This window comes from Microbacterium sp. BH-3-3-3 (genome assembly GCF_007679045.1).
Lineage (GTDB): Bacteria > Actinomycetota > Actinomycetes > Actinomycetales > Microbacteriaceae > Microbacterium > Microbacterium algihabitans.
On sequence record NZ_VEFS01000004.1, the window covers coordinates 126,590 to 151,794 of the forward strand.

Below are 25,205 nucleotides of genomic sequence, written 5' to 3' on the forward strand. Positions count from 1 at the left end.
CGCGATGGAATCGGCGTATGAACGCGAGCGTCACCGTCGGATCCCGGCCCCTCACCCCTCAGGATGTGGTCGCCGTCGCGCGCCACGACGCGCAGGTGACGGTGGACGACGACGCCCTGCAGCGCGTGGCCGACACCCGCGCCCTCATCGAGGCGCTCGCCGACGACCCGCAGCCGCACTACGGCATCTCGACCGGCTTCGGGGCGCTGGCGACGACGTTCATCGCCGAGGACCGGCGCGCTCAGCTGCAGGCGAGCCTCATCCGCTCGCACGCCGCCGGCACCGGGGCCGAGGTCGAGCGCGAGGTCGTGCGCGCCCTCATGCTGCTGCGGCTGCAGACCCTGTCCACCGGTCGCACCGGGGTGCGCCCCGTCGTGGTCGAGACCTACGCCGCCCTGCTGAACGCCGGGATCACCCCGGTCGTGCGCGAATACGGCTCGCTCGGCTGCTCGGGCGACCTCGCGCCGCTGTCGCACGTGGCCCTCGCGGTGATGGGCGAGGGCGAGGTACGCGACGCCGCCGGCGATCGGCGATCCGCCGCCGACGCGCTCGCCGCCGCCGGGATCGCCCCGGTCGCCCTGCGCGAGAAGGAGGGCCTCGCCCTCATCAACGGCACCGACGGCATGCTCGGCATGCTGCTGCTGGCCCTGCACGACCTCGAGATGCTACTCACCACGGCCGACGTCTCGGCGGCGATCTCGATCGAATCGCAGTTGGGGACGGATGCCGTCTTCGCGGCCGACCTCATGGCGCTTCGCCCGCAGCTGGGGCAGGCGGTATCCGCGGCGAACCTCCGCGCGTTCCTCGCCGGCTCGCCCATCGTCGCGAGCCACCGCGGCCCCGAGTGCACCCGCGTGCAGGATGCCTACTCCCTGCGTTGCGCTCCCCAGGTGCACGGCGCCGCGCGTGACACGATGACCCACGCGGCGCGGGTCGCCGAGCGCGAGCTGGCATCCGCCGTCGACAACCCCGTCGTCACCGTCGACGGGCGCGTCGAGTCGAACGGCAACTTCCACGGCGCCCCCGTCGCGTACGTGCTCGACTTCCTCGCGATCGCGGTCGCCGACGTGGCCTCGATGTCGGAGCGCCGCACCGACCGTGCGCTCGACGTCGCCCGCAGCAACGGGCTGCCGCCGTTCCTGGCCGACGAGGCGGGGGTCGACTCGGGCCTGATGATCGCGCAGTACGCCGCCGCCGGAATCGTGTCGGAGCTCAAGCGCCTCGCCGCCCCCGCCTCGGTCGACTCGATCCCCTCGAGCGCCATGCAGGAGGATCACGTGTCGATGGGCTGGGCGGGTGCCCGCAAGCTCCGTCGCTCGATCGATGGGCTCGCCCGCGTGCTGGCGATCGAAGTGCTGACCGGATGCCGCGCCCTCGACCTGCGCGCTCCCCTCGAGCCCGCGGCGGCCACCGGCGCCGTGCGCGACCTCATCCGCACGCGTGTCGAAGGCCCCGGCCCCGACCGCTTCGTCTCGCCCGAGATCGAGGCCGTGACCGAGCTCGTCGCCTCGGGCGCGGTGGCGCGGGTCGCGCTCGCTCGGACGGATTCCGCCCACACGCTCTCCACTCCCGTACACACCGCCTGACCTCGCGCCCCGATCAAAGGAGATCCGCCATGACCGACACCACCACGACCGGCGCGGCACCGGTCGACACGACGCCCGAAGCCGCCGCCCCGGCACCGGAGGTCGCAACGGCTGCGGGTCGTGGTACGGCTGCCGCGGCCGCATCGACCGCCGGGGTCCCGGCATCCGCTCCCCGCTCTCCGATCCGCGCGGCGCGCGGCTCCGAGCGCACCGCGAAGAGCTGGGGAGCCGAAGCCGCGAAGCGCATGCTCATGAACAACCTCGACGCCGAGGTCGCCGAGCGCCCCGACGACCTCGTCGTCTACGGCGGCACGGGCAGGGCCGCGCGATCGTGGGCGGCGTACGACGCGATCGTGCGGACCCTCGACGAGCTGGAGCCCGACGAGACGTTGCTCGTGCAGTCGGGCAAGCCGGTCGGCGTGTTCCGCACGCACGAGTGGGCGCCGCGCGTGCTCATCGCCAACTCGAACCTCGTGGGCGACTGGGCGACGTGGCCCGAGTTCCGCAAGCTCGAAGAGCTCGGGCTCACCATGTACGGCCAGATGACGGCCGGGTCGTGGATCTACATCGGCACGCAAGGCATTCTGCAGGGCACGTACGAGACGTTCGCGGCCGTCGCGCGCTCGCTCGGCGGGGCTTCGACAGGCTCAGCCACCGGGGCGGCAGCCACCGAGCCGTCAGCCACCGGGCCGGCGGCTCCCGCGGGCGACCTGAGAGGAACCCTCACCCTCACCGCCGGGTGCGGCGGCATGGGCGGGGCGCAGCCGCTCGCCGTCACGATGAACGGGGGAGCGGTGCTCATCGTCGACGTCGATCGCACGCGCCTCGACCGCCGCGTCGCCCACGGGTACCTCGACGAGGTCGCCCCCGATCTCGACGCGGCCATCGAACGGGTGAGCGCCGCACGCGAGGCGGGCGAGGCGCTGTCGGTCGGCGTCGAGGGAAACGCGGCCGAGATGTTCCCGGAGCTGCTGGCCCGCGGCATCCGGATCGACATCGTCACCGACCAGACGAGCGCGCACGACCCGTTGTCGTACCTGCCGATCGGTGTGTCGGTCGACCAGTGGCAGGCCGAAGCCGCCCGTGACCCCGAGGATTTCACCCGCCGCGCGCGCGAGAGCATGGCGGCCCACGTGAAGGCGATGGTGGGGTTCCAGGATGCCGGGGCGGCGGTGTTCGACTACGGCAACTCGATCCGTCGCGAGGCCGAACTCGGCGGGTACGACCGCGCGTTCGCGTTCCCCGGCTTCGTGCCGGCGTACATCCGCCCGCTCTTCGCCGAGGGCAAGGGACCGTTCCGCTGGGTCGCTCTCTCGGGAGACCCGGAAGACATCGCCAAGACCGACCGCGCCGTGGCCGAGCTCTTCCCCGAAGACGCAGCTCTCCACCGCTGGCTCGACAAGGCGGGAAAGCAGGTGCACTTCGAGGGGCTGCCCGCGCGCATCTGCTGGCTCGGCTACCAGGAGCGCCACCTCGCGGGCCTGAAGTTCAACGAGATGGTGGCCTCCGGCGAGCTGTCGGGACCCGTCGTGATCGGTCGCGACCACCTCGATGCGGGATCCGTCGCCTCGCCCTACCGCGAGACCGAGGCCATGGCCGACGGCTCGGACGCCATCGCCGACTGGCCCCTGCTCAACGCCCTGCTGAACACCGCGAGCGGAGCGTCGTGGGTGTCGATCCACCACGGCGGAGGGGTGGGGATCGGCCGCAGCATCCACGCGGGACAGGTGTGCGTTGCCGACGGCACCGAGCTCGCCGCCGAGAAGCTCGCGCGCGTGCTCGTCAACGACCCCGGCACCGGAGTCATGCGCCACGTGGATGCCGGCTACGACCGCGCCCGCGAGGTGGCGGCCGAGCGCGGCCTGACGGTGCCGATGTGGTGAGCGGTTCCGGGCGGGCCGGACGCGCGTTCCTACTGACGAACATCGGGGAGCTGACGACGAACGTCGCGGCCCCGGGCGATGCCTGCGGAACCCTGCGCGACGCCGCCGTGCTCGTGCGGGACGGACGCGTCGAGTGGGTGGGGTCGGCGGATGCCGCTCCGACCGACGTTCCGGTGGTGAATGCCGAGGGTCGCGCCGTCATCCCCGGCTTCGTCGACAGCCACACCCATCTGGTCTTCGGCGGCGACCGGGCTGCGGAGTTCGCGGCCCGGATGGCCGGTGAGTCGTATGCCGCGGGGGGAATCCGCACCACTGTCGCCGCGACCCGAGCGGCCTCCGACGATGAACTGCGGGCTCGTCTCGCAGCCCTGGTCGGGGAGTGCCGAGCCCAGGGGACGACCACCCTCGAGATCAAGACCGGCTACGGGCTCGACGTCGAGACCGAGACGCGTCTCGCGCGGCTCGCGAGCGAGGTCACCGCCGAGGTCACCTTCCTCGGCGCGCACGTCGTGCCCGCGGAGTTCGCCGGGCGGGGCGACGACTACGTCGAGCTCGTCGTCGGCGACATGCTCGACGCAGTGGCTCCGCACGCGCGGTGGATCGACGTGTTCTGCGAGGAGGGCGCGTTCACGCCGACCCAGAGCCGCCGGGTGCTCGAGGCGGGCCGTGCCGCGGGTCTCGGCATCCGGGTGCACGGGAACCAGCTCGGCTTCGGCGGGGGAGCGGCCCTCGCCGTCGAGCTCGGCGCCGCGGCGGTGGACCACTGCACGTACCTCAGCGACGACGACGTCGCCGCGCTCGCCGGCTCGGACACCGTGGCGACGCTGCTGCCGGGGGTGGAGTTCTCGACGCGGCAGCCGTACCCCGACGCACGACGGCTGATGGACGCGGGCGTGACCGTCGCTCTCGCGAGCGACTGCAACCCCGGATCGAGCTTCACCAGTTCGATGCCGCTCATGATCGCCCTGGCCGTGCGCGAGATGGGCATGACGGTCGCCGAGGCCGTGTGGGCGGCGACCGCGGGAGGTGCCCGCGCGCTGCGCCGCACCGACGTGGGAGTGATCCGGCCCGGCGCGCGCGCCGACCTCGTGCTGCTGGAGGCCCCGACCCGCGTGCACCTCGCCTACCGGCCGGGCGCGCCCCTCGTGCGGGCGGTGTGGAAGGACGGGGCCGAGGTCTGAGGCATCGCGCGGGTCGGGGGCACGGCCGGGCCGGTCGTCGGGCCGGGCTGGACCGTCGTGCGGATGCCGCGGGCGACACGCCGGGTGTCGGGTCGCGCGGGACGGCGTGTCGGGGGTGAGGTCCGCGGGACGGCGGGTCGGCGGGGCACGGCGGGTCACGGCGGGTCGGGGGCACGGCCGGTCGGCGGGGTCCCGCCCGAGTGTGCCGTCGTGCGGATGCCGCGGGGGACACGCCGGGTGTCGGGTCGGGCGGGACGGCGTGTCGGGGCTGAGGTCCGCACGACGGCGACGCGGCGAAGAGGTGAGGCAACCCGGGGCCGGACGGCCCAGGCCGGCCTCAGGGCGTCAGCAGCTCGAACTCGTCGGGAGGGGTCGCGTCGACGTCGTCCCACGTGCCGTCGTGCCAGGTGAAGATCGCCACGGCGCACGTGACCATGCGCTCGTCGCGGTCGGCGAGACGCGAGACGAGGGCGCTCATGCCGGGGTCGTGCGCGACGACCATCAGCTCGTCGACCCCCACGGCGCGCGCGGACGCCAGAATCTGCGCGGGATCGGCCAGGTACAGCTCGGAGAGCTCGGTGACTTCGGCGTCGAAGGCCTTCGCGAAGAACTGCGCCGTCTCTTTCGCGCGCACGGCCGTGCTCGACAGCACCGTCTCCGGTCGCACGCCCTTGCGCACGACCATCCGCGCCATCGCCGGTGCGTCGCGGCGACCGCGATCGTTGAGCGGACGCTCGTGATCGTCGAGACCTTCGTCGGCCCAGTCCGATTTCGCGTGCCGCGCGAGGATGAGTTGGATCATCGTCTTTCCGCCATTCCTGCCAGGATCTCCAGAACGCACAGCGCAGCCAGACGCACCGTGCGGGCGTCGGCGGTGTCTGCCGTGGCATCCACCTCGACGATGTCGGCGCTGATCACGCCGGAGTCGCGGGAGAGGCCGCGCACGAGAGCGCGCAACTCCCACGCGGCGAGGCCTCCGGGAACGCTCGCCGGGCACCCCGGTGCGACCGAGCGGTCGCAGACGTCGACGTCGACATCGAGATGGATGCCGCCGGCATCGGCCGACGCGGAGCCCGCTCCGGCGATGCGCAGGGCGTCGGCGATCACCGTGTCGATGCCGCGACTGCGGAGCTCGTCGAGGGTGATGACGGTGATGCCCGCCTCGTGGGCGCGCTGCGCGTAGGCTGCGGAGTTCGCGAAGTCGGCGATGCCGATCTGCACGATGCGCGAGGGGTCGAGCCCGTCGGCGATGAGCCGGCGTACGGGGGATCCGTTCGATTCGCCGTCGCGCAGGTCGAAGTGGGCGTCGAGGGTGATGAGCCCGCGGGCGCGGCGTCCTTGCGCGACCGCGTAGGTCGCGGAGTTGTCGCCGCCGAGGGCGATCACCATGCGCGCGGCGCTGAGCTCGGCGACGGCGTCGCGCACGCGCTGTTCGCCCTCGCGACCGTCGGGTTCGGTGACGTCGCCGGCATCGACGATGCGCAGCACGTCGTCGAGCGAGACCGGGGGCGGACCCATCAGCGTGGGCGAGAAGCGGCGGAGAGCGGCGCGAACCGCCGCGGGGGTTTCGCCGGCGCACGTGGGCGAGAGCGACGTGCGCCAGGCGGGGACACCGAGCAGAGCGGCATCCGGAATCTCGTTGGGCGAGGGCGCGGGCCAGTCACCGGCGCGGGGCCAGAGCGGGTCGACGGACAGGGCGGTCATACGGCGACGTAGACCCATGCCTCGTCACCGCTCGATAGCGTGACCCGCGTGCGCCGCGAGACGGTCGCCATGTACTCGTCGGCCGCGTCGAGTTCGTCTGCCGTGAGCTGCAGCACGCTGCCGAACACGCGATCGCGCGGGTCGTCGGTACGCCTGAGAGCCCGGTGACGATCAGCCAGAGCGGAGGCGGTGTCGACACCGCCCGGATCGTGGACGCCGGTGGCGTCGATCCATTCGAGACGGAAACCGGTCAGTGCGTCGTCGTCGCCGTCGACACGGCGACCGAACGTGTCGAGTTGCACGTCGGGCGACTGCAGCGTGCCGTACGTGAAGAGCGACTCGGCGTCGGTTCCGTCACTCACGCGCCCCAGGCTACTCACCCGGCTACGCCGCAGGGCGGTGCGACGCGACGGATTTCGGCGCGCCGCCCTGAGAGCGCTCACGAACCCCAGATCACGTGGGCGACGGTGAAGATCACGAGCCCCGCGAGCGCGCCGACGATCGTTCCGTTGAGGCGGATGTACTGCAGGTCGCGTCCGACCATCAGCTCGATCTTCTCGGTGGTCTCTTCGGCGTCCCACCGCTCGACGGTGTCGGTGATGATCGAGGCGATGTCGTGGCGATAGCGGCCCACCACGAACACGGCCGCGTCGGTGACCCAGCCGTCGACGCGCTTCTGCAGGACCTCGTCGCGCTGCAGGCGCTCGCCGACCTCGGCGAGTGCAGCCGTGGCGCGGCGCCGCAGGGCGCTGTCGGGGTCGCCGAGCGAGCGGAGCAGCCCGGCCTTCGCGGTGTTCCACGCATCGGCGGCGAGCTGACGCACGCGCGGGCTGTCGAACACCGCGGCCTTCGCTTCTTCGAGGCGCACCATCGTCGACGGATCGTGCTGCAGGTTGTCGGCGAGACGCCCGAGGTAGCCGTCGATCGCTCCACGCGCCTGATGGCGGGGGTCGGCGCGCACGGCGTCGACGAACTGCACCGCTTCGCGATAGACCGTGTCGTCGACGAGGCGCGCCGCCATGCTCGGCACCCACGCCGGCAGGCGTCGGGACACGAGGCCCTGGAAGGTGTCGCGGTTGTTACCCAGCCACACGGCGATGTTGTCGAGGGCGAGGTCGACCGCCCCGTGGTGCGCTCCCGACGACACGACCCGTTCGAGCCACCCTCCGATCGAGGGGCCCCAGTCGGGCGAAAGGAGGTGCTCGCGGGCGAGGTCTTCGATGAGGCCCTGCACGTCGTCGTCGCTCAGCGCAGTGAGCACGCTCGACGCGAGGGTCGCCCCCTCGGCGGCGACGCGTTCGGCGTGGGCGGGCTCGGCCAGCCAGGCACCGGCGCGAGCCGAGAGCGGTGTCGACTCGAGCTTGGTGCGGACGACGTCGCCCTCGAGGAAGTTCGTCTCGACGAACTCGCCCAGTTGGCGACCGATCTCGTCTTTGCGGCGCGGGATGATCGCCGTGTGGGGGATCGGCAGACCCAAGGGGTGCCGGAACAAGGCGGTGACGGCGAACCAGTCGGCCAGGGCGCCGACCATCCCGCCCTCGGCGGCCGCGCGCACGTACTGCAACCACTCCACCTCGCGCTGGAGCGAGAACGACACGGCGAAGACGATGGCCATCGCCACCAGCGCACCGAGGGCGACCCCCTTCATGACGCGCAGGGCGCGACGGCGCTCCTGATCGGCCGGGCTCAGAGCGCGCGTGGGCGTGCGCGCCATCAGGAGGTCACCGGTCCGAGCCACGCCGTGGCGGTCGTCGCGTGCGCCGACTCGGCGTCGGACGGGTGGAACATGCCGGCCAGCACGTCGCGGTACAGGCGGCTCAGCTCGTGACGCGAGAAGTACGCCGCGCCCCCGCCGACGAGGACGGCGTCGTCGACCACCTCTTTCGCCATCGCCACGGCGCGGTACTTCACGCCCGAGAGCAGCGAGAACCACCGTGGCCCGTGGTCGGCGAGGGAGTCGACGTCGTTCGCGAGGGCGGCGAGCTGGGGAGGCATCGCGTCGTAGGCGAGGGCCATATCGGCGATGCGCCAGCGGATGTCGGGGTCGTTGGCGTAGATCGTGCCGGTCTTCTTCGAGGTGCGCGAGGTGGCGGCCTCGACCGCGAGGTCGAGTGCGCGCCGCGCGATGCCGGTGTACACCGACGCGAGCAGGATCTCGAAGACGGCGAAGATGCCGAACACGAGCGGATCGGGCGTGGGACCCGGGTCGATCCGGCGCACGACGCGGTCGGCGGGGGCGTGCGCCCCGCGGAGCTGCGTAGTGCGGCTCTGCGTGCCGCGCATGCCGAGGGTGTCCCAGTCGTCGCGCGTGACGACCTCGTCGGTGCGGTCGAGGAAGGCGAACACCGTCTTCGGGCCGTCGGGCGACTCGGTGTCGAGACCGTGCACGCCGAGGTGGTTCCACACCGGCGACAGCGAGGTGAAGATCTTCGTCCCCGTGAACGTGTAGCCGCCCTCGCCGTCGGGAAGCGCCACGGTGTCGCTCCCGGCCAGCACGAGGTCGTTGCCGGCCTCGCTGATGCCGAAGGCGAACACGTCGCCCGCGACGGCCCCCTCTTCGACGAAGGCCAGATCGTCGATGCCCCGATCGCGCAGCACCTTCGCGACGCCCGTCCACACGAGGTGCATGTTGATCGCGAGCGCCGTCGCCGGGGCCGCCCCCGCGAGCCGCTGCTGCAGCACCGAGGCCTCGGCGAGGCTCAGACCCGCGCCGCCGTGCTCGGTCGACACCAGGATGCTGAGGTAGCCGGCCGCGCGCAACTCGTCGAGGTCGTCGTGCGGGAAGGTGTTCTCGTGGTCGTGCACCACGGCTCGCTCGCGGATGCGGACCAGCAGGTCATCGGGCAGGAACCGAGCCGGATCGAACGAGGTCATGGCATCCATTGTGCTCGGGACCACCGACATCGGGGCGGGGGTGGCGTCCGGCACCCGAACCGCTTCGGGCGATGTCCGCCCGATCGCCCCGACGGCCCCCAGAATGGATGCCATGATCTCGACCGAGATGGCCCTGGCCCTCCGCGAAGCCGGACTCGTGTGGCATCCGCGCTCGGGGGATCGCTTCCAGCTCGACGAGCCGGAGTTCGACGCCGACGTCTTCACCGTGAGCGAGATGACCGTCGAGCCGCGCGATTATCCGACGGGGCGCATCCTCGCGTTCAACGGCACCACCGAGTGGGCGCTCGACTCGGTCGCGACCGAGGACGCCCTGTGGCTGCCGTCGGAGTCGCAGCTGCGCGAACTGCTGCGCTCCACCTTCCGCTCGCTCCGCCGCCTCTCCGACACCTACGAGGTCGAGATCGCGGTCGGCGGATCCACGATCGTGTTCGATCACCCCGAACCCGCCGACGCCTACGCGCTCGCCGTGCTCGAGTTGCTGCGTCGTACGCACTGAGCCGCCGCCGCCGGACATGTTCCGGATGCCAGGCACTCCGGCATCCGCTCAGGTGATGGTGGGAACCGGCTCGGTGTCGGGGATGGGGCTGGCGTCGCGGTGGCGCAGGTCGGGGAACCCGCGCACGAAGATCACCGACACGATGAACCCGGCCACGGCGAAGCCCGCCGCCGCCACGTACGCGCCGGTCGGGCCGACGCCGTCGACGAGGAAGCCGGCCACGGCGGACCCGGCGGCCGCGCCGATCAGCTGCCCGGTGCCGATCCATCCGTAGGCCTCGGCGGTCTCGCTGAAGCGCACGCTCGCGGAGGTCATGGCGAACATCACGGCGAGCGCGGGGGCGATGCCGGCGCCCGCGACGAGGAGGGTCGCACCGATCCACCACGCGTTCAGCGAGAAGACGGTGAGCGAGAGCCCGACCGCCACGATCGCGAAGCGACGGGCCATCGCCCAGCGGCCGATCGGGATGTGCCCGAACGAGAGGCCGCCCGCGAGGCTGCCCACGGCGAAGACGGCGAGGATGAGCCCCGCCTCGAGACCGCCGTGGTCGAACGTGGCCACGACACCGGCCTCGACGGCCGAGCACGCGCCGATGAGCAGGAACCCGGTGGCCGTGGCGAGGATGACCGGCGGCTTCGTAAGCACGCGACCGAGACCCCGGCGGCTGCGCGGGATGCGCACGCGCCCGACCTCGGGGCTGAGGATGAACCACGCGCCGCCGCCGATGAGGATGACGACGACGAGCAGGAGCCCCGGCACCGTGCCGATCTGTGTCGCGACGAGGGTGATGAGCACGGGCGCGAGCACCCAGATGATCTCTTGCAGAGAGGCGTCGAGCGAGTACAGCGGCGTGAGCTGCTTCGAGGGGACCATCTTCGGGTAGATCGTGCGCACGGCCGACTGCACCGGGGGCGTGGACAGGCCGGCGATCAGGCCGAGCGCCATGTAGAGGGGGAGCGGCATCTCGATCAGCGCCAGGGTCGCGATCGCCGCCGCGCACACGAGGAGCGTGACTGACAGCACACGACGCATGCCCCAGCGGCCCATCCAGCGGCTGGTGACGGGGCCCGCGACGGCCTGCCCGAGGCTCGTGGCGGCCAGCACGAGACCGGCGGCACCGTACGAGCCCGTGACGTGCTCGATGTGCAGCAGGACGGCCAGGCTCGTCATGCCGTTGGGGAAGCGCGCGGTCAGCTGCGCGGCGATGATGCGCCCCACGCCAGGGGTTCTGAGGAGTTCGCGGTAGCCGGCCACCGCACAACGCTACCGCCGACCTCCGACACCCGCCGAGCGGTCCGGATCGACGGATGCCGCGACACGCCGCGACACGCCGGAGTCGAGATTCCACCGCCTGTGCGATGTCGGAACCCCCGTCTAGCGTCCGATCTGTGGACAGACGGCGGACGACGACGCGAGAACCGCGGAATCGCGCCTGTTGACAGAGCGAGGAGAGGGGGTCGATCTGTGGATGAAATCGTGGACAACCTGTGTTGTACATGGGGAGAGACGGTGGAAAATCACATCGATGTAACTACTACCCCTTGTGGTGCCTTCTGATGTCCGTCCCCATATGTAGTATTGAGGTCCCGGCGAGCCCTGCCCGCCCGGACGAAGATTTTCCAGGGGAGAGAGAGAACGACATGGCGATCACGGTCTACACCAAGCCGTCCTGCGTCCAGTGCACGGCGACGTACCGCGCACTCGATTCGAAGGGCATCGAGTACAACGTGCTCGACCTGTCCGAAGACCCGTCGGCCCTCGAGCAGGTCAAGTCGCTCGGGTACCTTCAGGCCCCCGTCGTCATCACCGACGAGGACCACTGGTCGGGCTTCCGTCCCGACAAGATCGACGAGCTCGCTTCGCGCCTCGCCTGATCCAACGACACGCTCTCAGACCTTCGTCATGAGCGATGTCATGTCGGCGACCGAGGCTCCGCTGCTGGTCTACTTCTCGAGCGTGTCGGGCAACACCGCGCGTTTCATCGAGAAGCTCGGCAAGCGGGCCGTGCGCATCCCGCTCCGGCCGACCGATCCGCCCCTTCACGTCGACGAGCCCTTCGTGCTGGTCACTCCCACTTACGGTGGGGGTGCCGGCCGGGGCGTCGAGAAGGGCGCGGTCCCCAAGCAGGTCATCCGGTTCCTCAACGAGGAGCGGAACCGACGCAACATCCGCGGGGTCATCTCCGCGGGCAACACGAACTTCGGCGACGCCTTCTGCCTCGCCGGAGACATCATCGCGCGCAAATGCGCGGTGCCGCACCTATACCGGCTGGAAGTTTTCGGCACCCCCGACGATGTCGAGCGGGTCACCGAGGGATTGGAACGATGGTGGAAGTTGAGCTGACCGACGTGGACGTGAAGACCGAGGCGCGATTCGAGGGAATGGATTACCACGCCCTCAACGCGATGCTGAACCTGTACGACGCCGACGGCAACATCCAGTTCGACGCCGACAAGCGGGCGGCGCGGGAGTACTTCCTGCAGCACGTCAACCAGAACACCGTGTTCTTCCACTCGCTCAAGGAGCGCCTCGACTACCTCGTCGAGAAGGAGTACTACGAGCCCACCGTGCTCGCGAAGTACTCGATGGACTTCATCCAGGAGCTCAACGACCGCGCCTACGGTGCGAAGTTCCGTTTTGAGACCTTCCTCGGTGCGTTCAAGTACTACACGAGCTACACGCTCAAGACCTTCGACGGAAAGCGCTACCTCGAGCGCTTCGAAGACCGTGTCGTCATGACCGCCCTCGCCCTCGCCGACGGCGACCAGCGTCTCGCCGTGCAGCTGGTTGACGAGATCATCTCGGGTCGCTTCCAGCCCGCGACCCCCACGTTCCTCAACGCCGGCAAGGCGCAGCGCGGCGAGCTCGTGTCGTGCTTCCTCCTGCGCATCGAAGACAACATGGAGTCGATCGCCCGCGGCATCAACTCCGCCCTGCAGCTGTCGAAGCGCGGCGGCGGCGTGGCCCTGCTGCTGTCGAACATCCGCGAGGCGGGTGCGCCGATCAAGCAGATCGAGAACCAGTCGTCGGGCATCATCCCCGTGATGAAGCTGCTCGAAGACAGCTTCAGCTACGCCAACCAGCTCGGCGCGCGTCAGGGCGCCGGTGCGGTGTACCTCAACGCGCACCACCCCGACATCCTGCGCTTCCTCGACACCAAGCGCGAGAACGCCGACGAGAAGATCCGCATCAAGACGCTGTCGCTGGGTGTCGTCATCCCCGACATCACGTTCGAGCTCGCCAAGAACGGCGAGGACATGTACCTCTTCTCGCCGTACGACGTCGAGAAGGTCTACAAGAAGCCCTTCGGCGACATCTCGGTCACCGAGAAGTACCGCGAGATGGTCGACGACCCGCGCATCAAGAAGACGAAGATCAACGCGCGCGAGTTCTTCCAGACCCTCGCCGAGATCCAGTTCGAGTCGGGCTACCCGTACATCATGTTCGAAGACACGGTGAACAAGGCCAACCCGATCGCCGGTCGCATCAACATGTCGAACCTGTGCTCGGAGATCCTGCAGGTCAACACCCCGACGACGTACAACGAAGACCTCTCGTACGACACCATCGGCAAGGACATCTCCTGCAACCTCGGCTCGATGAACATCGCGCTGGCGATGGACGGTGGCGACCTCGGCCTCACGGTCGAGACCGCGATCCGCGCCCTCACCGCGGTGAGCGTGCAGAGCCACATCGCCTCGGTGCGTTCGATCGAAGACGGCAACGACCGCTCGCACGCCATCGGCCTCGGCCAGATGAACCTGCACGGCTACCTCGCTCGTGAGCACGTGTACTACGGCTCCGAAGAGGGCATCGACTTCACGAACATCTACTTCTACACGGTGCTCTTCCACGCGCTGCGGGCGTCGAACCGCCTCGCGATCGAGCGCGGCGCGGCCTTCGACGGCTTCGAGAACTCGACGTACGCGTCGGGCGAGTTCTTCGACAAGTACACCGACCAGGTGTGGGAGCCCGAGACGGCCAAGGCCAAGGAGCTGTTCGCCGGCATCCAGATCCCCACGCAGGACGACTGGCGCGAGCTGAAGGCGTCGGTGCAGGCCCACGGCATCTACAACCAGAACCTGCAGGCGGTGCCCCCGACCGGTTCGATCTCGTACATCAACAACTCCACGAGCTCGATCCACCCGATCGCCTCGAAGATCGAGATCCGCAAGGAAGGCAAGCTCGGTCGCGTCTACTACCCGGCTCCGTTCATGACGAACGAGAACCTGGACTACTACCAGGACGCGTACGAGATCGGCTACGAGAAGGTCATCGACACGTACGCCGCGGCCACGCAGCACGTCGACCAGGGCCTGTCGCTGACGCTGTTCTTCAAGGACACCGTCACCACCCGCGACATCAACAAGGCGCAGATCTACGCGTGGCGCAAGGGCATCAAGACCATCTACTACATCCGTCTGCGTCAGCTGGCGCTCGAGGGCACCGACATGACCGAGTGCGTCTCGTGCATGCTCTGAGCCGCTGACCCCTCATCGATCAAGGACACAGGAACGACATGGCTGAGAAGCTGCAGTTGCTGAACCACGTGCAGGCCATCAACTGGAACCGCATCCAGGACGACAAAGACCTCGAGGTCTGGAACCGTCTGGTGAACAACTTCTGGCTGCCCGAGAAGGTGCCGCTGTCGAACGACATCCAGTCGTGGAACACGCTCACCCCCGAGGAGCAGACGCTCACGATGCGCGTGTTCACGGGGCTCACGCTCCTCGACACCATCCAGGGCACGGTCGGTGCGGTCTCGCTCATCCCCGACGCGATCACCCCGCACGAAGAGGCCGTTTACACGAACATCGCGTTCATGGAGTCGGTCCACGCCAAGAGCTACTCGTCGATCTTCTCGACGCTGTGCTCCACGAAGGAGATCGACGAGGCGTTCCGCTGGTCGAGCGAGAACGAGTTCCTTCAGAAGAAGGCGCGCATCGTCATGGACTACTACCGTGGCGACGACCCGCTCAAGCGCAAGGTCGCCTCGACCCTGCTCGAGTCGTTCCTCTTCTACTCGGGCTTCTACCTGCCGATGCACTGGTCGAGCCGCGCCAAGCTCACCAACACGGCCGACCTGATCCGCCTCATCATCCGCGACGAGGCCGTGCACGGGTACTACATCGGCTACAAGTTCCAGCGTGGTCTCGAGACGGTCGACCAGGCCCGTCGCGACGACATCAAGGACTACACGTTCTCGTTGATGTACGAGCTCTACGACAACGAGGTGGGCTACACGCAGAGCCTGTATGACTCGGTCGGACTGAGCGAAGACGTGAAGAAGTTCCTTCACTACAACGCGAACAAGGCGCTGATGAACCTCGGCTACGAGGCGATGTTCCCCGCGTCGGTCACGAACGTGAACCCCGCGATCCTGTCGGCCCTGTCGCCGAACGCCGACGAGAACCACGACTTCTTCTCGGGGTCGGGCTCGTCGTACGTCATCGGCAAGGCCGAGGCGACCGAAGACGACGACTGGGACTTCTGATAATGCCTGATCGCAATGCAAATGCGCACCGCGTTGCGGTCGCAAGCCCCCACCTCGCCGTGGCCCGTATGGCCAAGCGAAGTGGGGGCTTGCCCACGTTTTGCCCACAGACGCGGGAGGGGGTGATGAGAGATGCCAGGTAAAGGACGCGCACGCAGCGCGATTACGGGCCGCTTTGTGAAAGCAACAACGGCCGCCCGCAATCCGCGGACGACCGTTGTAGAGAAGCCCACCAAGAAGTCAGGTAAGTAACCACCCAGTGGGGCACGGCAGAGTGTGGAGTACCAGTCCAGCTCTGCCGTGTTCCACGTTACCCGTCACGACACTGCTGCCGCTCGAGCATCGGCCATCTTCGTGGCAACGGATTCCAGATCGTCGTCGAATAGATCAGCGTAGACGTCCAGCGTCATGGCCGCTGACGCGTGGCCGAGCATCCGCTGCACCGCTTTCACGTTTGCGCCAGCGGAGATGGCAAGCGAGGCGGCCGTGTGGCGGAGGTCGTGAAGACTGATGGTCGGGAAGGTACGGTCGGACGCCTGCGAAGCTGCGACGGCCTTGACGAACCACCCTGAGGTGCGGTGCGGGTAGGTCATGGGTGCGGCGCCGTCGGAAAAGACAAAGGCGTCCCTCGTCTTGGCCTCGCAAAGTCGAGCGATGGGCGCGACCAGGAACACCGGGATGGGTACTTCGCGGGAGCTGCCGTGCTTCGGGGTCCCGATCTCGTAGACGCCTTTCACAAGGACGGCATTCTCTTCGATCAGCATCCGCCGGCGGAGCATGTCGAGGTGGCGCACTCGCAACGCCGATACTTCACCCCACCGGAGTCCCGTGTACGCGAGGAGGAGCATCAGGGTCTCGCGACCTGGCGCGGACTCGGCGAGGCATTCGACCTGGGCGTGGGTGAGGTAGCGCTTCGGCTTGGCGTGCTTCGCGGGTAGCGCGACGCCTTTGGTGGGGGAAGCGCGGATGACACCGTCCCGCTCGGCGATCGCGAGGACGCTTGAGAGGACGAAGACGCAGCGGCGAACTGTCTGAGCGCTCAGCGCTTTACGGTCTGGGGTCGGGGAGAGAAGGGCGCTCACCCAGTCTTCGACCTCGGATGCGCGGATGCTGGCGACGCCTCGTGAGCCCCATTGGGGCTGGACGTGGACGCGCCAGGAGGTCTCCATGGTGTTGCGGCTGGACGGCTTCAGGCGCGCCAGGCGGCCGGTCTTCCATTGCTCGCCGAACATCGTGACGGTCTTCTTGCCGAGCGTGGGGTCGAGGAAAGTGTTCGAAGCGACGGAGACGGTGACCTCAGCGCGGAAGATCTCAGCCTCACGCTTGGTCTTGAAGCCGCGTTTGTCGGTTCGTTTGCCGCTGGGGGTGGTGTATCGGACGCGATACCGACGACCTTTCGCGGTGTCGTATGCCTCAATTGATCCAGCCATGGGGGTCTCGCTAGCTGACGAACTGGACGCGATGGGCCCATTGGCCGGCGCCCATTCGTGCGTGGGTGTAGGTGATGCCGCGGACGCGGGTGAGGCAGCGGGAGAGGAAGACGTCGACGAGCTCTTCGGTGACTTGCAGCTCTTCGGCCATGTCGTGCACGCTGGCGCCGTCGCGTTCGAGCTGTGCGAGGCGGTGGGGGTCGATCAGGAGGCGTGCGGCGTATTCGTCCGCCTGTGCCTCGTCGCCGTCGTCGTCCTCGCATGCGTGTCCGTGGTGGGCGTGGCCGAGTTCGTGAGCGACGACGGAGAGGGCTTCGTTCGGTGTGAGGCTCAGGTCGAAGTAGATCTCGTTCTCGTCGGCGTACCACTCGCCGAGGACTCCGGGCTCGAGGTGGGCGGCGTGCACGCGGATTCCTCGTGCCGCTGCGTATTGCAGTAGTGCCTTCACCCCGGTTCCCCCATTCAGTCGGCGTGTGGTGCCCGATCTGCCTTTCGTGTGCCCTTCTTGGCTGCTGTCCGCTGCTTTGCGGGTGGCTGTTTGATCGGTGCCTCTTCATCTTGTGTGGGGGTTCCGACATTGCGGCGCCGGCGGGCGGCGGATAGGTCGTCGCCGACGCTGAAGACGGCGTTGTCGCCGTGGGTGGTGACCTGCGTGACGTGCGGGGCGAGGGCTTCAGCGAAGTCCTCTCCGCGGACGGCGGCGGGCGGGCGGCGCGGGTCGAGGTAGCGCAGGGTGGCAGCTCCCAGCTGCGCGCGGGAGCGGGCGCCGTTGACGATGGCGTCGACCCATTCGGCGTAGTCGGACATGGCGTCGATGCGTCGTGCGAGCTCGTCGACCAGTGTGCGTGTGGCGATGCTCTCGAGGCCGTCTGATTGCTCGATGACGATGTCGTCTGGGATGTCTTCGATGGTGATGTGTCCTGCGGCGATGAGGCCGGGGATGGGGCTCAGGCCGTAGGCGCGGGCGAAGGCGATGACCTGCTGCGGTTGGGCCACGGTCTCGCCGTTGACCCATCGGCCTGCGGTTGCGCCGGCGACGCCGACCTTCGCTGCGATCGCGGCGTTGTTTTCGCCGTTGCTGTTGGTGCGGACGTAGTTCGCCCAGCCGCTCTCGTTACTCACGGGACAACGCTACACGGGTACTTGCGTGCATGCACGCGACCTGCGCGCACACGAGCGACCCCATGGGAGTCTGCGAAGTATCTAACAGTCGCGCACGGTGCTTGCATGCGTGGCAGACGTGGGCTACGGTGACAGGCATGCAAGCCACTAACGCGGGTGCAAGAACCCACTTTCTCTCCGTCGATCCCGTGCGGCTCGACAAGCTGAGAGACGCGCATGGCATCCAGACCGATGCTGAGTTCGCGCGTCTCATCGGCGTTGACGACTCCACCCTCCGCAGAGTGCGGACGGGCGCGACCGTCGCGTCGAACGAGTTCCTCGCGAAGCTCGCCGCGGCATTCCCGCACGCTTCGTTCGACTCGCTCTTCGTCCTTCGCACCGCTGAGGACGCTCGCTCCGGTGAGGCCGGAGCATGACCAACGTCACCGCTCTTCGTAAGCCCGCGGCTCAGCCCGTGTGGCTGTCGCCCGCGCAGGTGTGCGAACGGGTCCCGGGTATGACGCCGGCGATCCTTGCTGACCTGCGTGAGGACCGCCGCGGCCCGGCGTACTACAAGCCCAGCCTTCGCACCGTCGTCTACCTCGAGTCCGAGATCGATGCGTGGGTGGCTGCCACCCGCGTGCAGACTCGCGGGGAGGGGCAGTGATGACCGCCGCTCTTTCGATCTTCCGTTTTGACGGTGCTGATGTTCGCACGGTCGTCATCGACGGGGAGCCGTGGTTCGTCGGGAACGACGTGGCCCGCGTGCTCGGTTACGCGAACGCGGCCGACGCTCTCCGCCGTCACACCAGGGGGGTCGCGAAACGCTACCCCCTTCACACCCCCGGCGGCGTGCAGGAGGTCCGCATCCTCGCGGAGCCCGACGTCCTCCGCCTCATCATCAGCAGCAACCTCCCCGAGGCTGAGCGGTTCGAACAGTGGGTGTTCGAGGAGGTGCTGCCCACCGTGCGCCGCACGGGCCAGTACGTCGCCCCTGTGCAGGAGTCGCCCGAGCAGCTGATGGCGAGAGCGCTCGTCACCGCTCAGGGTGTCATCGAGCGCAAGGACGAGCAGATCGCCGCCCTGGCACCGCGTGCGGAGGCGTGGGATGACCTCGCCTCGGCCGAGGGTGACTTCAAGGTCGCCGATGCCGCGAAGATCCTCGCCCGCGCCGGCGTCGCCACCGGCCAGAACCGTCTCTTCGACCAGCTCGCCGCGATCAAGTGGATCCACCGTGGTTCGCAGGGCAAGTGGGAGGCGTACCAGTCCGCCGTCAACGACGGGTACCTGACGGAGCGGCCGCAGTCGCACCACCACCCCCGCACGGGCGAACTGGTCCTCGACCCGCCGCAGGTGCGCGTCACCATTCGCGGACTCGAGCGGCTCCGCATCCGCCTCGGTGTCCTCTCCGCTGTGGAGGTGGCGTCATGAAGTACTTCACCGCCTCCAACGGGATAGAGGTCGGCATCACGCCGGACGGGTTCTCTCAGCTCAACCTGAACCCGAAGGGCAACCGGATTGTCTTCGGATCGTCTGTGTCCTCGTTCAGTCCGGACACGACTGCAGCTCTGCGTGAGTTCTTCCAGGCGGAGGCTGACGAACGCCTCGGCCGGTGGCGCTGGCCCCAGAACCCGCAGTGGGTGCTCTATCCGGACGAGGACGGCGACGTCGTCGCGATGGATGAATCGACCGGGCAGTCGACCAGTCTCCTCACACGTCTGACCGTGAGTAGGTTCCCGAACGCCGAGGGATGCCCTGCTGCGCGCGCCTACTTCGATGCTCACCCGGAGCCGAAGCCGTGGCAGCAGGCCGAAGCTGGCGAGCTGTGGGAGCTCACCGTCGAGGGCGTGACGCGCACCTACGCGTCGATCGCGTCCACGGGGCAGAACGACGTCTACATCCGGTTCTTCCCCACCCACGAGGTGAACGCCGTGACTCTCGGCACCAAGGCTCCTGTGATCTCGGCGGGCCACCGCATCTTCCCGGAGGTGTCGTCGTGACTGACCCCGTGTTCCGTCCCTACTTGGTGACCGCTGGTGCGTTCGCCCTGTTGGTGGGCCTGATGTTGCTGATCGCGGTGAACCCGTGGCTGGCGTTGCTGGTCGCTCTGACGATCGCCGGGCTGCTGACCGCCGCGATGCGGGAGACGGGTCGTTTCGCCGCATGGGTGGTCGGGGATGACCCCGACCCCGATTCCTGACGCACCACCCGCGTCCCACCCCTCATTTCACCTTCCGCACGAAAGGGCACGTTCGTGGATCCCAGAACCGACGAGGAGCGCCGCCAGGCCGCCCTCAACATCCTCACCATGGTGGAGGCGCGCACCCGCACCGCCACCGCGAAAACCCTCCTCGGCATCCTCGGGAACTACACCCGAGACATCACCCCCGAGGACGCACACGACCACGCCTACGCCTTGTGGGCTGAGTTCGCCGGCGACGGTGGCCGCCCCCTCACCGACGAGATGCACGCGGAGGTCATCGCGCGCCTCGTCCCGTTCCTCGACGAACCCACCCTCCACCGCATCGCCCGCGACACGTTCGGCGACCGGGCGGTCGACACGAACGGCGTCTCCGGGCACGTCCAGTGGATCCCCTCCGATGGGGTGCTGTTCGTCACCGGTCTGGACATGCTCACCCGTGTCTACGCACCCATGGTGGTGGACGCATGAGCGCGATCAGCGAAGCCGTCTCAACGGCTCGCCGCGACCTTGAACGGGCGGATGCCTGGCCGCGACCTCACATCGCGACGGAGGTGAGTGAGCACCTGGACATGGTGTCAACGTCGCTCGAGAAGCTGCTCGACGCCCTGTCGGCCCCGCCCGCCGACGACGTACGCGAAGCGCTGGCAAGTGTCATCGCTGATGCCAAAGCGCACCCGAGCTTCCCCCGGCCGGAGGGCTTTCCGCCGTTGGAGCGCGACTACCGAGCCGCAGACACGATCCTTGCCACGTTCGAGGTCCGCCCGCGCGGGACGGTCACCGACGCCGAGTGGGAGTACGGAGTTCGTCACGTCGCCGTGGACGGCTGGCCCACCGATCTGGTCCGCTCATCACTGGATGCCGCCCGCGCGGACCTCGACACCTGCGGGATGAACTGCCACCTGATCCGACGCCGCAGCGCGCAGGAAGCGGGTCAGTGGGAAGCATTCCACGCCTCGTGCGAGGTGGGCTCGTGACTGTCGAGGCGGTCCGTGAGTCCACGGATGCCGAGATCGAAGCGAAGATGCTCCGCGAGTTGCGGGTGCTCCCATTCGAGCTCAGGAAGCACGGTCGCGATTCCGTCACCGTCACCGTCGACGAACTCGACCTGCTGATCCGCGCCGCCAACGAGCGCGACCAGCTGCGCCGGGAGGCGTGCGCCGAACCCGTGACGCCGGGCACGGCCCCGCGCGGGGTGACCCCGAACATGTCCGCCCAGTACGTGATCCGTGAGTGCGCTGCCTGCCACCACGAGCCGCACGGATACCTGCTCCCTTGCAACCGCCAGACGTGCGGTTGCCGCGACGGAAGGCCCAAGCCATGACAAAGACCAAGACGAAGCCGTGGGAGGTGGGTGACGCGCTCGTCGTGAACGGCACCCGCTGGCGCATCGAGCAGATCGACAAGAAGGCGCGGCCCCAGGTGGTCATGCGCGCCCTGTCCACGACTAACCACGGCATCAAGTGGAACACCGACATCGAAACCCTGAAGAAGATCCCCAGAGAGGCCGCGTGATGACCACGAACACTCTTTCCGGACTCGTCCCCAACCTGGACGAGGAGGTCTACCACGCACACCCTGCCCTGTCGTCGACGGGTGCACGGCAGTTGCTGAAGGCGCCGGCGAAGTTCGAGTACTTCCTGTCTCACCCGTCGCCGCACAAGAAGGCGTACGACGCGGGCACGGCGGTGCATTCGAAGGTGCTGGGTGTCGGTGCGGGCACGGTCGAGATCCCGGGGAGCGTGTTGTCGAAGACGGGCACGATCGGGACGGAAGCGGCACGCGGGTTCATCGCCACCGCTCGCGCCGCCGGTCAGACACCGTTGAAGGCGCATGAGATCGCCCAGGTCGATGCGATGGCGGAGGCCATTCTGTCGAACCCGATGGCGCGCCTGCTGCTTGAGCAGGACGGCATCCGTGAGGCGTCCGTGTTCGGAACCGACCCGGAAACGGGGGCGGACTGCCGCGCCCGGTTCGACCTGCTCCCCATGGGCGGCGGGCGGCGCGTTGCCGTCGATCTGAAGACGGACCGTGCCGAGGCGACACCGGTCGCGTTCGCGAAGACCGTCGCCGACCACGGCTACCACGTCCAGGACGCCCACTACGAAGCCACAGCCGGGTTCGTGGGGATCGAGTACGACGCGTTCGCGTTCGTCGTCGTCGAGAAGGAACCCCCGTTCCTCACCGCGGTGATCGTCCTCGACCAGGACTTCCGCGAGATCGGCACCGCCCGCGCGAAGCGTGCCCGGGAACTGTTCGCCATCGGCAAGGAGACAGGCGTGTGGCCCGGCTACCCGGGCGAGATTCAGATCGCCCGACCCCCGATGTGGGCCATCTACGACCACCAGGATTCTGAGGAGAAGGCAGCATGACCGACATTGCCCTGCCGACCGACGACCGCCCGTCGCGCATCCGCCGCCCGGCGCCCGCAGTCGCACCTATCCCGGTGGACGACGTCGCCCAGACCCTCGCCGAGTACACCCGCGTCGCCCTATCCACCGGGGCCCGCCTCGAGATCGACCCCGTCGAGTTCACCGCCGACGGTGTCGTGTGGGTGCCGCTGTGGCTGAACGACGAACCCCCCGCCGGCGCGAGAGCCACCGTCCGCCGAGACGGTGTCGAGACGATCGTCATCCGCCGCTGGGTCGAAGCCCTCCCCGGCGAGGAAGCCCTCACCGACACCGGCCGCCGCTGGCAGGACATCTGGCTCGAGAATCAGACCGAACGGTTCGAGTCGTACGTCCTCCGCGCAGCTCTCGCCCGCGCCTACCCCGACGTCATCGGCGACCGCTTCGACATGGGCAAGCCCCGCGTCCCCCGACCCACCGAACCCGTTGAGGGTGAGCCCGCACCGCCGGTCACCCCTGAGCAGGCGGCTGAGGTCGACGCGGCCGTCGCCGCCCTGCCCTGGGAGCCGGCGGAGACGCACCGTCGCGACCGCGGCATCGTGAACGACGCGGCGCCGGTGCCTCACCCGCCGTCCGCACACATCCCGCGCCTCCACGGAGGTGCAGCATGAGCGTCCACTACTCCGACAACCTCATCACGCTGCACCACGGCCATGCGCTCGACGTCGCGAAGACGCTGCCCACGGCGTCCGTGCAGACGATCGTGACGTCACCGCCTTACTTCGGGCTACGGGACTACGGCCAGGACGGGCAGATCGGCGCAGAGGAGACGGTTGATGAGTACGTATCCGCGCTCGTGGCACTGTTCGCCGAACTCCGCCGCGTGCTTGCGGATGACGGGACACTGTGGCTCAACCTCGGGGATAGCTACTCGGGCCGTGCGGACGCGGCCGCGGCGGCGACATTTCGCCGCGACCGCGCCGTGGCCATGACAGGTCGCAAAAACACCTCGTCCGGACTCGGCGTGAAGCAGATGCTGGGGGTTCCGTGGCGCGTGGCATTCGCGCTGCAGGCTGATGGATGGATTCTGCGCTCCGAGATCATCTGGGCGAAGCCGAACCCGATGCCGGAGAGCGTCACGGATCGACCCACCAAGTCGCATGAGCACCTGTTCTTGCTGGCGAAGTCGCCGCGCTACGTCTACGACGCTGAGGCAATCCAGGAACCCGACGCGGGACAAGACCACGCCCGTTCTGTTCTGAGCGGTCAGGCGTCACTCGAGCCGTCTGGCGGGCTCATGTCAGCGCACGGCGGGCTGCGGAAGGCATCCGGGCGGAACGGTGAGGGACGAAACAAGCGCGACGTCTGGACCGTCCCGACTACTCCATTCCCCGAGTCGCACTTTGCGGTCTACCCGCCCGAGCTCATCCGCCCGTGCATCATCGCCGGAAGCCGCCGCGGTGACACTGTGCTCGACCCGTTCTCGGGGTCAGGGACCACGGGCATGGTCGCGACGCAAGAGGGACGCCGATTTGTCGGTATCGACCTGAGCGCCGACTACCTCGACCTGAGCCTGCGGACGCGGTTCCAGCAGCCCGTGCTCGACATGACCGGGGGTGCAGCATGACCAAGCCTGGTGAGTTCTCTCCTGCCACGGTGCAGCTGATCTGGGACCGCGACCGGGGCCGGTGTGCGATGCCCGGGTGCCAGTCGCCTGTGCTGGTGCGTGAGCGTCGCGCCGAACCGTTCGGCGGCTGGTCGGTGCAGCATCGCGAGGCTCGCGGCCGCGGCGGTGTGAAGCGCAACAGCGACCGCCCCCACCTCGTACTCCCATCGAACGGTGTGCTGCTGTGCGGAACCGGTACCACCGGGTGCCACGGCGACGTCGAGCACCACCGCGACAACGTGGACCCCTCCTGGGGCTTCACCGTGTCCCGTCTGGGCGTTGCGCGTCCGGCTGAAGTGCCTCTGTTCCACGCCACGTTCGGGTGGGTGCGTCTTGATGACGCCGGCGGATGGGAGACCGCAGCATGAGCGCCCCGATCCTGCTCGACCTGTACTGCTGCCAGGGTGGCGCATCCCGCGGCTACGCGGACGCCGGATGGTCGCCGGTCGGGATCGACATCGACCCGCAGCCGCGGTACCCGTTCCCGTTCCACCAGGGCGATGCGATCGAAGCCATGGCAACGCTCGTCAGGGGCGACTCGCTTCCGTTCGTCGACCCTGACGGGCAGGTGCAGCACCTGTGGCTGAGCGACATTACCGCAGCGCACGCATCACCGCCGTGCCAGGCGCGCACGAAGGCGCAGAAGATCCGGGGCAACGAGCACCCGAACCTCATCGCGCCGACGCGGGACCTGCTGATCAAGGCAGGTCTGCCCTACGTCATCGAGAACGTCGTGCCGGAGAACGCAGACACCGACCCCGACCCGCTGATCGACCCGATGATGCTGTGCGGCGCCATGTTCGGCATCGAGACGTATCGGCACCGTCTGTTCGAGACGAACTTCGAGGTCGAGGCTCCGGAGCACCCCGTGCACATCTTCCGGAACACCAAGATGGGCCGCCGACCTGTCGAGGGCGAGTTCATGCACATCGTGGGGAACTTCACGGACCCGGAGCGGGCGCGCCGCATCATGTCGATGCCGTGGGCCTCTCGTGACGGTCTGCGCGAGGCAATCCCGCCCGTGTACGCCGAGCACATCGGCCGACGGATGCTCGCTCATGTCGAGGCGGTGGCCGCATGAGTGCCATGCCTGAGTACGCGATGACCTACGTCGTCTACTGGCCAGCCGCGGGAGTGCTGAAAGTGGGACGCGCGTGGAAGTCCCAACGGGTGGAGATGATGACCCGCTCCGGTGGCCTGGTGATCCTGCTGGCGCGTGGC

Annotated in this window: 31 protein-coding genes; 22 read left to right on the plus strand and 9 right to left on the minus strand. The window is 68.7% G+C overall.

Going from position 1 to position 25,205, the window contains the following annotated elements:
• Positions 1 to 17 precede the first annotated feature (17 nt).
• Genes hutH through hutI form a run of 3 tightly spaced genes read left to right on the plus strand, consistent with a single transcriptional unit; the run spans position 18 to position 4,650 of the window.
• Positions 18 to 1,586: a histidine ammonia-lyase gene (gene hutH / locus FS769_RS12845; RefSeq protein ID WP_144834028.1), complete on the plus strand. Its 1,569-nt coding sequence runs from the start codon at positions 18 to 20 to the stop codon at positions 1,584 to 1,586.
• A gap of 29 nt (positions 1,587 to 1,615) precedes the next feature.
• Positions 1,616 to 3,469: a urocanate hydratase gene (locus FS769_RS12850; protein ID WP_144834030.1), complete on the plus strand. Its 1,854-nt coding sequence runs from the start codon at positions 1,616 to 1,618 to the stop codon at positions 3,467 to 3,469.
• The gene (hutI, locus tag FS769_RS12855) at positions 3,463 to 4,650 is read left to right on the plus strand and encodes an imidazolonepropionase (RefSeq protein ID WP_260979759.1); all 1,188 of its coding nucleotides are present in this window, start codon (positions 3,463 to 3,465) and stop codon (positions 4,648 to 4,650) included. The genes FS769_RS12850 and hutI overlap by 7 nt, the downstream gene beginning before the upstream one ends.
• Positions 4,651 to 4,987: 337 nt before the next feature.
• On the opposite strand, the gene FS769_RS12860 is transcribed toward hutI, so the two are convergent.
• From FS769_RS12860 to FS769_RS12880, 5 genes are all read right to left on the minus strand, one after another.
• Positions 4,988 to 5,452 (minus strand): histidine phosphatase family protein, encoded by a 465-nt coding sequence (locus FS769_RS12860; RefSeq protein WP_144834032.1) that lies wholly within the window; start codon positions 5,450 to 5,452, stop codon positions 4,988 to 4,990.
• On the minus strand, positions 5,449 to 6,354 hold the full coding sequence (locus FS769_RS12865) for an arginase family protein (protein WP_144834033.1): 906 nt from the start codon (positions 6,352 to 6,354) through the stop codon (positions 5,449 to 5,451). The genes FS769_RS12860 and FS769_RS12865 overlap by 4 nt, the downstream gene beginning before the upstream one ends.
• Positions 6,351 to 6,716 (minus strand): gamma-glutamylcyclotransferase family protein, encoded by a 366-nt coding sequence (locus FS769_RS12870; protein WP_144834036.1) that lies wholly within the window; start codon positions 6,714 to 6,716, stop codon positions 6,351 to 6,353. Before FS769_RS12870 ends, FS769_RS12865 begins: the two co-directional genes overlap by 4 nt.
• Before the next feature lie 77 nt (positions 6,717 to 6,793).
• On the minus strand, positions 6,794 to 8,068 hold the full coding sequence (locus tag FS769_RS12875; protein WP_144834037.1) for a DUF445 domain-containing protein: 1,275 nt from the start codon (positions 8,066 to 8,068) through the stop codon (positions 6,794 to 6,796).
• Complete coding sequence (locus FS769_RS12880) at positions 8,068 to 9,228, minus strand: acyl-CoA dehydrogenase family protein (RefSeq protein ID WP_144834039.1); 1,161 nt, start codon at positions 9,226 to 9,228, stop codon at positions 8,068 to 8,070. Before FS769_RS12880 ends, FS769_RS12875 begins: the two co-directional genes overlap by 1 nt.
• A 112-nt stretch (positions 9,229 to 9,340) precedes the next feature.
• On the opposite strand from FS769_RS12880, the gene FS769_RS12885 reads away from it, so the two are divergent.
• Positions 9,341 to 9,745, plus strand: coding sequence for a pilus assembly protein CpaE (locus FS769_RS12885; protein WP_144834324.1), 405 nt, complete (start codon positions 9,341 to 9,343; stop codon positions 9,743 to 9,745).
• Positions 9,746 to 9,793: 48 nt separating this feature from the next.
• Here the strand turns inward: FS769_RS12885 and FS769_RS12890 are convergent, their stop codons facing one another.
• The gene (locus tag FS769_RS12890; RefSeq protein ID WP_144834041.1) at positions 9,794 to 10,999 is read right to left on the minus strand and encodes an MFS transporter; all 1,206 of its coding nucleotides are present in this window, start codon (positions 10,997 to 10,999) and stop codon (positions 9,794 to 9,796) included.
• A gap of 386 nt (positions 11,000 to 11,385) precedes the next feature.
• On the opposite strand from FS769_RS12890, the gene nrdH reads away from it, so the two are divergent.
• The 4 genes from nrdH to nrdF are packed head-to-tail and all read left to right on the plus strand — an operon-like array spanning position 11,386 to position 15,239.
• Positions 11,386 to 11,619: a glutaredoxin-like protein NrdH gene (gene nrdH, locus FS769_RS12895; protein WP_055838040.1), complete on the plus strand. Its 234-nt coding sequence runs from the start codon at positions 11,386 to 11,388 to the stop codon at positions 11,617 to 11,619.
• Positions 11,620 to 11,647: 28 nt separating this feature from the next.
• Positions 11,648 to 12,088, plus strand: coding sequence for a class Ib ribonucleoside-diphosphate reductase assembly flavoprotein NrdI (gene nrdI, locus FS769_RS12900; RefSeq protein WP_186325543.1), 441 nt, complete (start codon positions 11,648 to 11,650; stop codon positions 12,086 to 12,088).
• Complete coding sequence (gene nrdE / locus FS769_RS12905) at positions 12,070 to 14,226, plus strand: class 1b ribonucleoside-diphosphate reductase subunit alpha (protein WP_144834043.1); 2,157 nt, start codon at positions 12,070 to 12,072, stop codon at positions 14,224 to 14,226. The genes nrdI and nrdE overlap by 19 nt, the downstream gene beginning before the upstream one ends.
• A gap of 38 nt (positions 14,227 to 14,264) precedes the next feature.
• Entirely contained in the window at positions 14,265 to 15,239 is a 975-nt protein-coding gene (nrdF, locus tag FS769_RS12910; RefSeq protein WP_144834045.1) for a class 1b ribonucleoside-diphosphate reductase subunit beta, read from the plus strand.
• Between the two features lie 317 nt (positions 15,240 to 15,556).
• On the opposite strand, the gene FS769_RS12915 is transcribed toward nrdF, so the two are convergent.
• From FS769_RS12915 to FS769_RS12925, 3 genes are read right to left on the minus strand one after another with little or no spacing between them, the layout of a single operon-like run.
• The gene (locus FS769_RS12915; RefSeq protein WP_144834047.1) at positions 15,557 to 16,669 is read right to left on the minus strand and encodes a site-specific integrase; all 1,113 of its coding nucleotides are present in this window, start codon (positions 16,667 to 16,669) and stop codon (positions 15,557 to 15,559) included.
• Positions 16,670 to 16,679: 10 nt separating this feature from the next.
• Complete coding sequence (locus tag FS769_RS12920; RefSeq protein ID WP_186325544.1) at positions 16,680 to 17,075, minus strand: ImmA/IrrE family metallo-endopeptidase; 396 nt, start codon at positions 17,073 to 17,075, stop codon at positions 16,680 to 16,682.
• A 56-nt stretch (positions 17,076 to 17,131) separates the two neighbouring features.
• Positions 17,132 to 17,791: a helix-turn-helix transcriptional regulator gene (locus FS769_RS12925; RefSeq protein ID WP_144834050.1), complete on the minus strand. Its 660-nt coding sequence runs from the start codon at positions 17,789 to 17,791 to the stop codon at positions 17,132 to 17,134.
• A gap of 137 nt (positions 17,792 to 17,928) precedes the next feature.
• On the opposite strand from FS769_RS12925, the gene FS769_RS12930 reads away from it, so the two are divergent.
• The 14 genes from FS769_RS12930 to FS769_RS12995 are packed head-to-tail and all read left to right on the plus strand — an operon-like array spanning position 17,929 to position 25,065.
• Complete coding sequence (locus tag FS769_RS12930; RefSeq protein ID WP_144834052.1) at positions 17,929 to 18,207, plus strand: helix-turn-helix transcriptional regulator; 279 nt, start codon at positions 17,929 to 17,931, stop codon at positions 18,205 to 18,207.
• On the plus strand, positions 18,204 to 18,437 hold the full coding sequence (locus tag FS769_RS12935) for an AlpA family transcriptional regulator (RefSeq protein WP_144834054.1): 234 nt from the start codon (positions 18,204 to 18,206) through the stop codon (positions 18,435 to 18,437). Before FS769_RS12930 ends, FS769_RS12935 begins: the two co-directional genes overlap by 4 nt.
• Complete coding sequence (locus tag FS769_RS12940) at positions 18,437 to 19,201, plus strand: phage antirepressor KilAC domain-containing protein (protein ID WP_144834055.1); 765 nt, start codon at positions 18,437 to 18,439, stop codon at positions 19,199 to 19,201. Before FS769_RS12935 ends, FS769_RS12940 begins: the two co-directional genes overlap by 1 nt.
• Positions 19,198 to 19,770: a hypothetical protein gene (locus FS769_RS12945; protein ID WP_144834057.1), complete on the plus strand. Its 573-nt coding sequence runs from the start codon at positions 19,198 to 19,200 to the stop codon at positions 19,768 to 19,770. Before FS769_RS12940 ends, FS769_RS12945 begins: the two co-directional genes overlap by 4 nt.
• Positions 19,767 to 19,970 carry a hypothetical protein gene (locus tag FS769_RS12950; protein ID WP_144834059.1) on the plus strand — a complete coding sequence of 68 codons (204 nt, stop codon included), beginning with the start codon at positions 19,767 to 19,769 and terminating at the stop codon, positions 19,968 to 19,970. The genes FS769_RS12945 and FS769_RS12950 overlap by 4 nt, the downstream gene beginning before the upstream one ends.
• A gap of 54 nt (positions 19,971 to 20,024) precedes the next feature.
• Positions 20,025 to 20,441 (plus strand): hypothetical protein, encoded by a 417-nt coding sequence (locus FS769_RS12955; RefSeq protein ID WP_144834061.1) that lies wholly within the window; start codon positions 20,025 to 20,027, stop codon positions 20,439 to 20,441.
• Positions 20,438 to 20,947 (plus strand): hypothetical protein, encoded by a 510-nt coding sequence (locus FS769_RS12960; protein ID WP_144834063.1) that lies wholly within the window; start codon positions 20,438 to 20,440, stop codon positions 20,945 to 20,947. The genes FS769_RS12955 and FS769_RS12960 overlap by 4 nt, the downstream gene beginning before the upstream one ends.
• On the plus strand, positions 20,944 to 21,294 hold the full coding sequence (locus tag FS769_RS12965; RefSeq protein ID WP_144834065.1) for a hypothetical protein: 351 nt from the start codon (positions 20,944 to 20,946) through the stop codon (positions 21,292 to 21,294). The genes FS769_RS12960 and FS769_RS12965 overlap by 4 nt, the downstream gene beginning before the upstream one ends.
• A complete protein-coding gene (locus FS769_RS12970) occupies positions 21,291 to 21,485 on the plus strand; it encodes a hypothetical protein (protein WP_144834067.1) in 195 nt (64 codons plus the stop codon). Before FS769_RS12965 ends, FS769_RS12970 begins: the two co-directional genes overlap by 4 nt.
• Positions 21,485 to 22,342, plus strand: coding sequence for a PD-(D/E)XK nuclease-like domain-containing protein (locus tag FS769_RS12975; protein ID WP_260979766.1), 858 nt, complete (start codon positions 21,485 to 21,487; stop codon positions 22,340 to 22,342). The genes FS769_RS12970 and FS769_RS12975 overlap by 1 nt, the downstream gene beginning before the upstream one ends.
• On the plus strand, positions 22,339 to 22,989 hold the full coding sequence (locus FS769_RS12980; protein WP_144834071.1) for a hypothetical protein: 651 nt from the start codon (positions 22,339 to 22,341) through the stop codon (positions 22,987 to 22,989). Before FS769_RS12975 ends, FS769_RS12980 begins: the two co-directional genes overlap by 4 nt.
• The gene (locus FS769_RS12985; protein ID WP_144834073.1) at positions 22,986 to 23,945 is read left to right on the plus strand and encodes a site-specific DNA-methyltransferase; all 960 of its coding nucleotides are present in this window, start codon (positions 22,986 to 22,988) and stop codon (positions 23,943 to 23,945) included. Before FS769_RS12980 ends, FS769_RS12985 begins: the two co-directional genes overlap by 4 nt.
• Positions 23,942 to 24,352, plus strand: a complete 411-nt coding sequence (locus tag FS769_RS12990; protein WP_144834075.1) for a hypothetical protein — start codon at positions 23,942 to 23,944, stop codon at positions 24,350 to 24,352. Before FS769_RS12985 ends, FS769_RS12990 begins: the two co-directional genes overlap by 4 nt.
• On the plus strand, positions 24,349 to 25,065 hold the full coding sequence (locus FS769_RS12995) for a hypothetical protein (RefSeq protein WP_222123938.1): 717 nt from the start codon (positions 24,349 to 24,351) through the stop codon (positions 25,063 to 25,065). Before FS769_RS12990 ends, FS769_RS12995 begins: the two co-directional genes overlap by 4 nt.
• Positions 25,066 to 25,205 lie beyond the last annotated feature (140 nt).

Excerpts from the sequence above, each read along its gene's own strand:
- hutH (WP_144834028.1), top strand. The coding sequence starts at position 18 with ATGAACGCGAGCGTCACCGTCGGATCCCGGCCCCTCACCCCTCAGGAT.
- FS769_RS12850 (WP_144834030.1), top strand. The coding sequence starts at position 1,616 with ATGACCGACACCACCACGACCGGCGCGGCACCGGTCGACACGACGCCC.
- FS769_RS12860 (WP_144834032.1), bottom strand. The coding sequence starts at position 5,452 with ATGATCCAACTCATCCTCGCGCGGCACGCGAAATCGGACTGGGCCGAC.
- FS769_RS12865 (WP_144834033.1), bottom strand. The coding sequence starts at position 6,354 with ATGACCGCCCTGTCCGTCGACCCGCTCTGGCCCCGCGCCGGTGACTGG.
- FS769_RS12875 (WP_144834037.1), bottom strand. The coding sequence starts at position 8,068 with ATGGCGCGCACGCCCACGCGCGCTCTGAGCCCGGCCGATCAGGAGCGC.
- FS769_RS12880 (WP_144834039.1), bottom strand. The coding sequence starts at position 9,228 with ATGACCTCGTTCGATCCGGCTCGGTTCCTGCCCGATGACCTGCTGGTC.
- FS769_RS12885 (WP_144834324.1), top strand. The coding sequence starts at position 9,341 with ATGATCTCGACCGAGATGGCCCTGGCCCTCCGCGAAGCCGGACTCGTG.
- nrdH (WP_055838040.1), top strand. The coding sequence starts at position 11,386 with ATGGCGATCACGGTCTACACCAAGCCGTCCTGCGTCCAGTGCACGGCG.
- nrdI (WP_186325543.1), top strand. The coding sequence starts at position 11,648 with ATGAGCGATGTCATGTCGGCGACCGAGGCTCCGCTGCTGGTCTACTTC.
- nrdE (WP_144834043.1), top strand. The coding sequence starts at position 12,070 with ATGGTGGAAGTTGAGCTGACCGACGTGGACGTGAAGACCGAGGCGCGA.
- nrdF (WP_144834045.1), top strand. The coding sequence starts at position 14,265 with ATGGCTGAGAAGCTGCAGTTGCTGAACCACGTGCAGGCCATCAACTGG.
- FS769_RS12915 (WP_144834047.1), bottom strand. The coding sequence starts at position 16,669 with ATGGCTGGATCAATTGAGGCATACGACACCGCGAAAGGTCGTCGGTAT.
- FS769_RS12930 (WP_144834052.1), top strand. The coding sequence starts at position 17,929 with ATGCAAGCCACTAACGCGGGTGCAAGAACCCACTTTCTCTCCGTCGAT.
- FS769_RS12935 (WP_144834054.1), top strand. The coding sequence starts at position 18,204 with ATGACCAACGTCACCGCTCTTCGTAAGCCCGCGGCTCAGCCCGTGTGG.
- FS769_RS12940 (WP_144834055.1), top strand. The coding sequence starts at position 18,437 with ATGACCGCCGCTCTTTCGATCTTCCGTTTTGACGGTGCTGATGTTCGC.
- FS769_RS12945 (WP_144834057.1), top strand. The coding sequence starts at position 19,198 with ATGAAGTACTTCACCGCCTCCAACGGGATAGAGGTCGGCATCACGCCG.
- FS769_RS12960 (WP_144834063.1), top strand. The coding sequence starts at position 20,438 with ATGAGCGCGATCAGCGAAGCCGTCTCAACGGCTCGCCGCGACCTTGAA.
- FS769_RS12970 (WP_144834067.1), top strand. The coding sequence starts at position 21,291 with ATGACAAAGACCAAGACGAAGCCGTGGGAGGTGGGTGACGCGCTCGTC.
- FS769_RS12975 (WP_260979766.1), top strand. The coding sequence starts at position 21,485 with ATGACCACGAACACTCTTTCCGGACTCGTCCCCAACCTGGACGAGGAG.
- FS769_RS12980 (WP_144834071.1), top strand. The coding sequence starts at position 22,339 with ATGACCGACATTGCCCTGCCGACCGACGACCGCCCGTCGCGCATCCGC.
- FS769_RS12985 (WP_144834073.1), top strand. The coding sequence starts at position 22,986 with ATGAGCGTCCACTACTCCGACAACCTCATCACGCTGCACCACGGCCAT.
- FS769_RS12990 (WP_144834075.1), top strand. The coding sequence starts at position 23,942 with ATGACCAAGCCTGGTGAGTTCTCTCCTGCCACGGTGCAGCTGATCTGG.
- FS769_RS12995 (WP_222123938.1), top strand. The coding sequence starts at position 24,349 with ATGAGCGCCCCGATCCTGCTCGACCTGTACTGCTGCCAGGGTGGCGCA.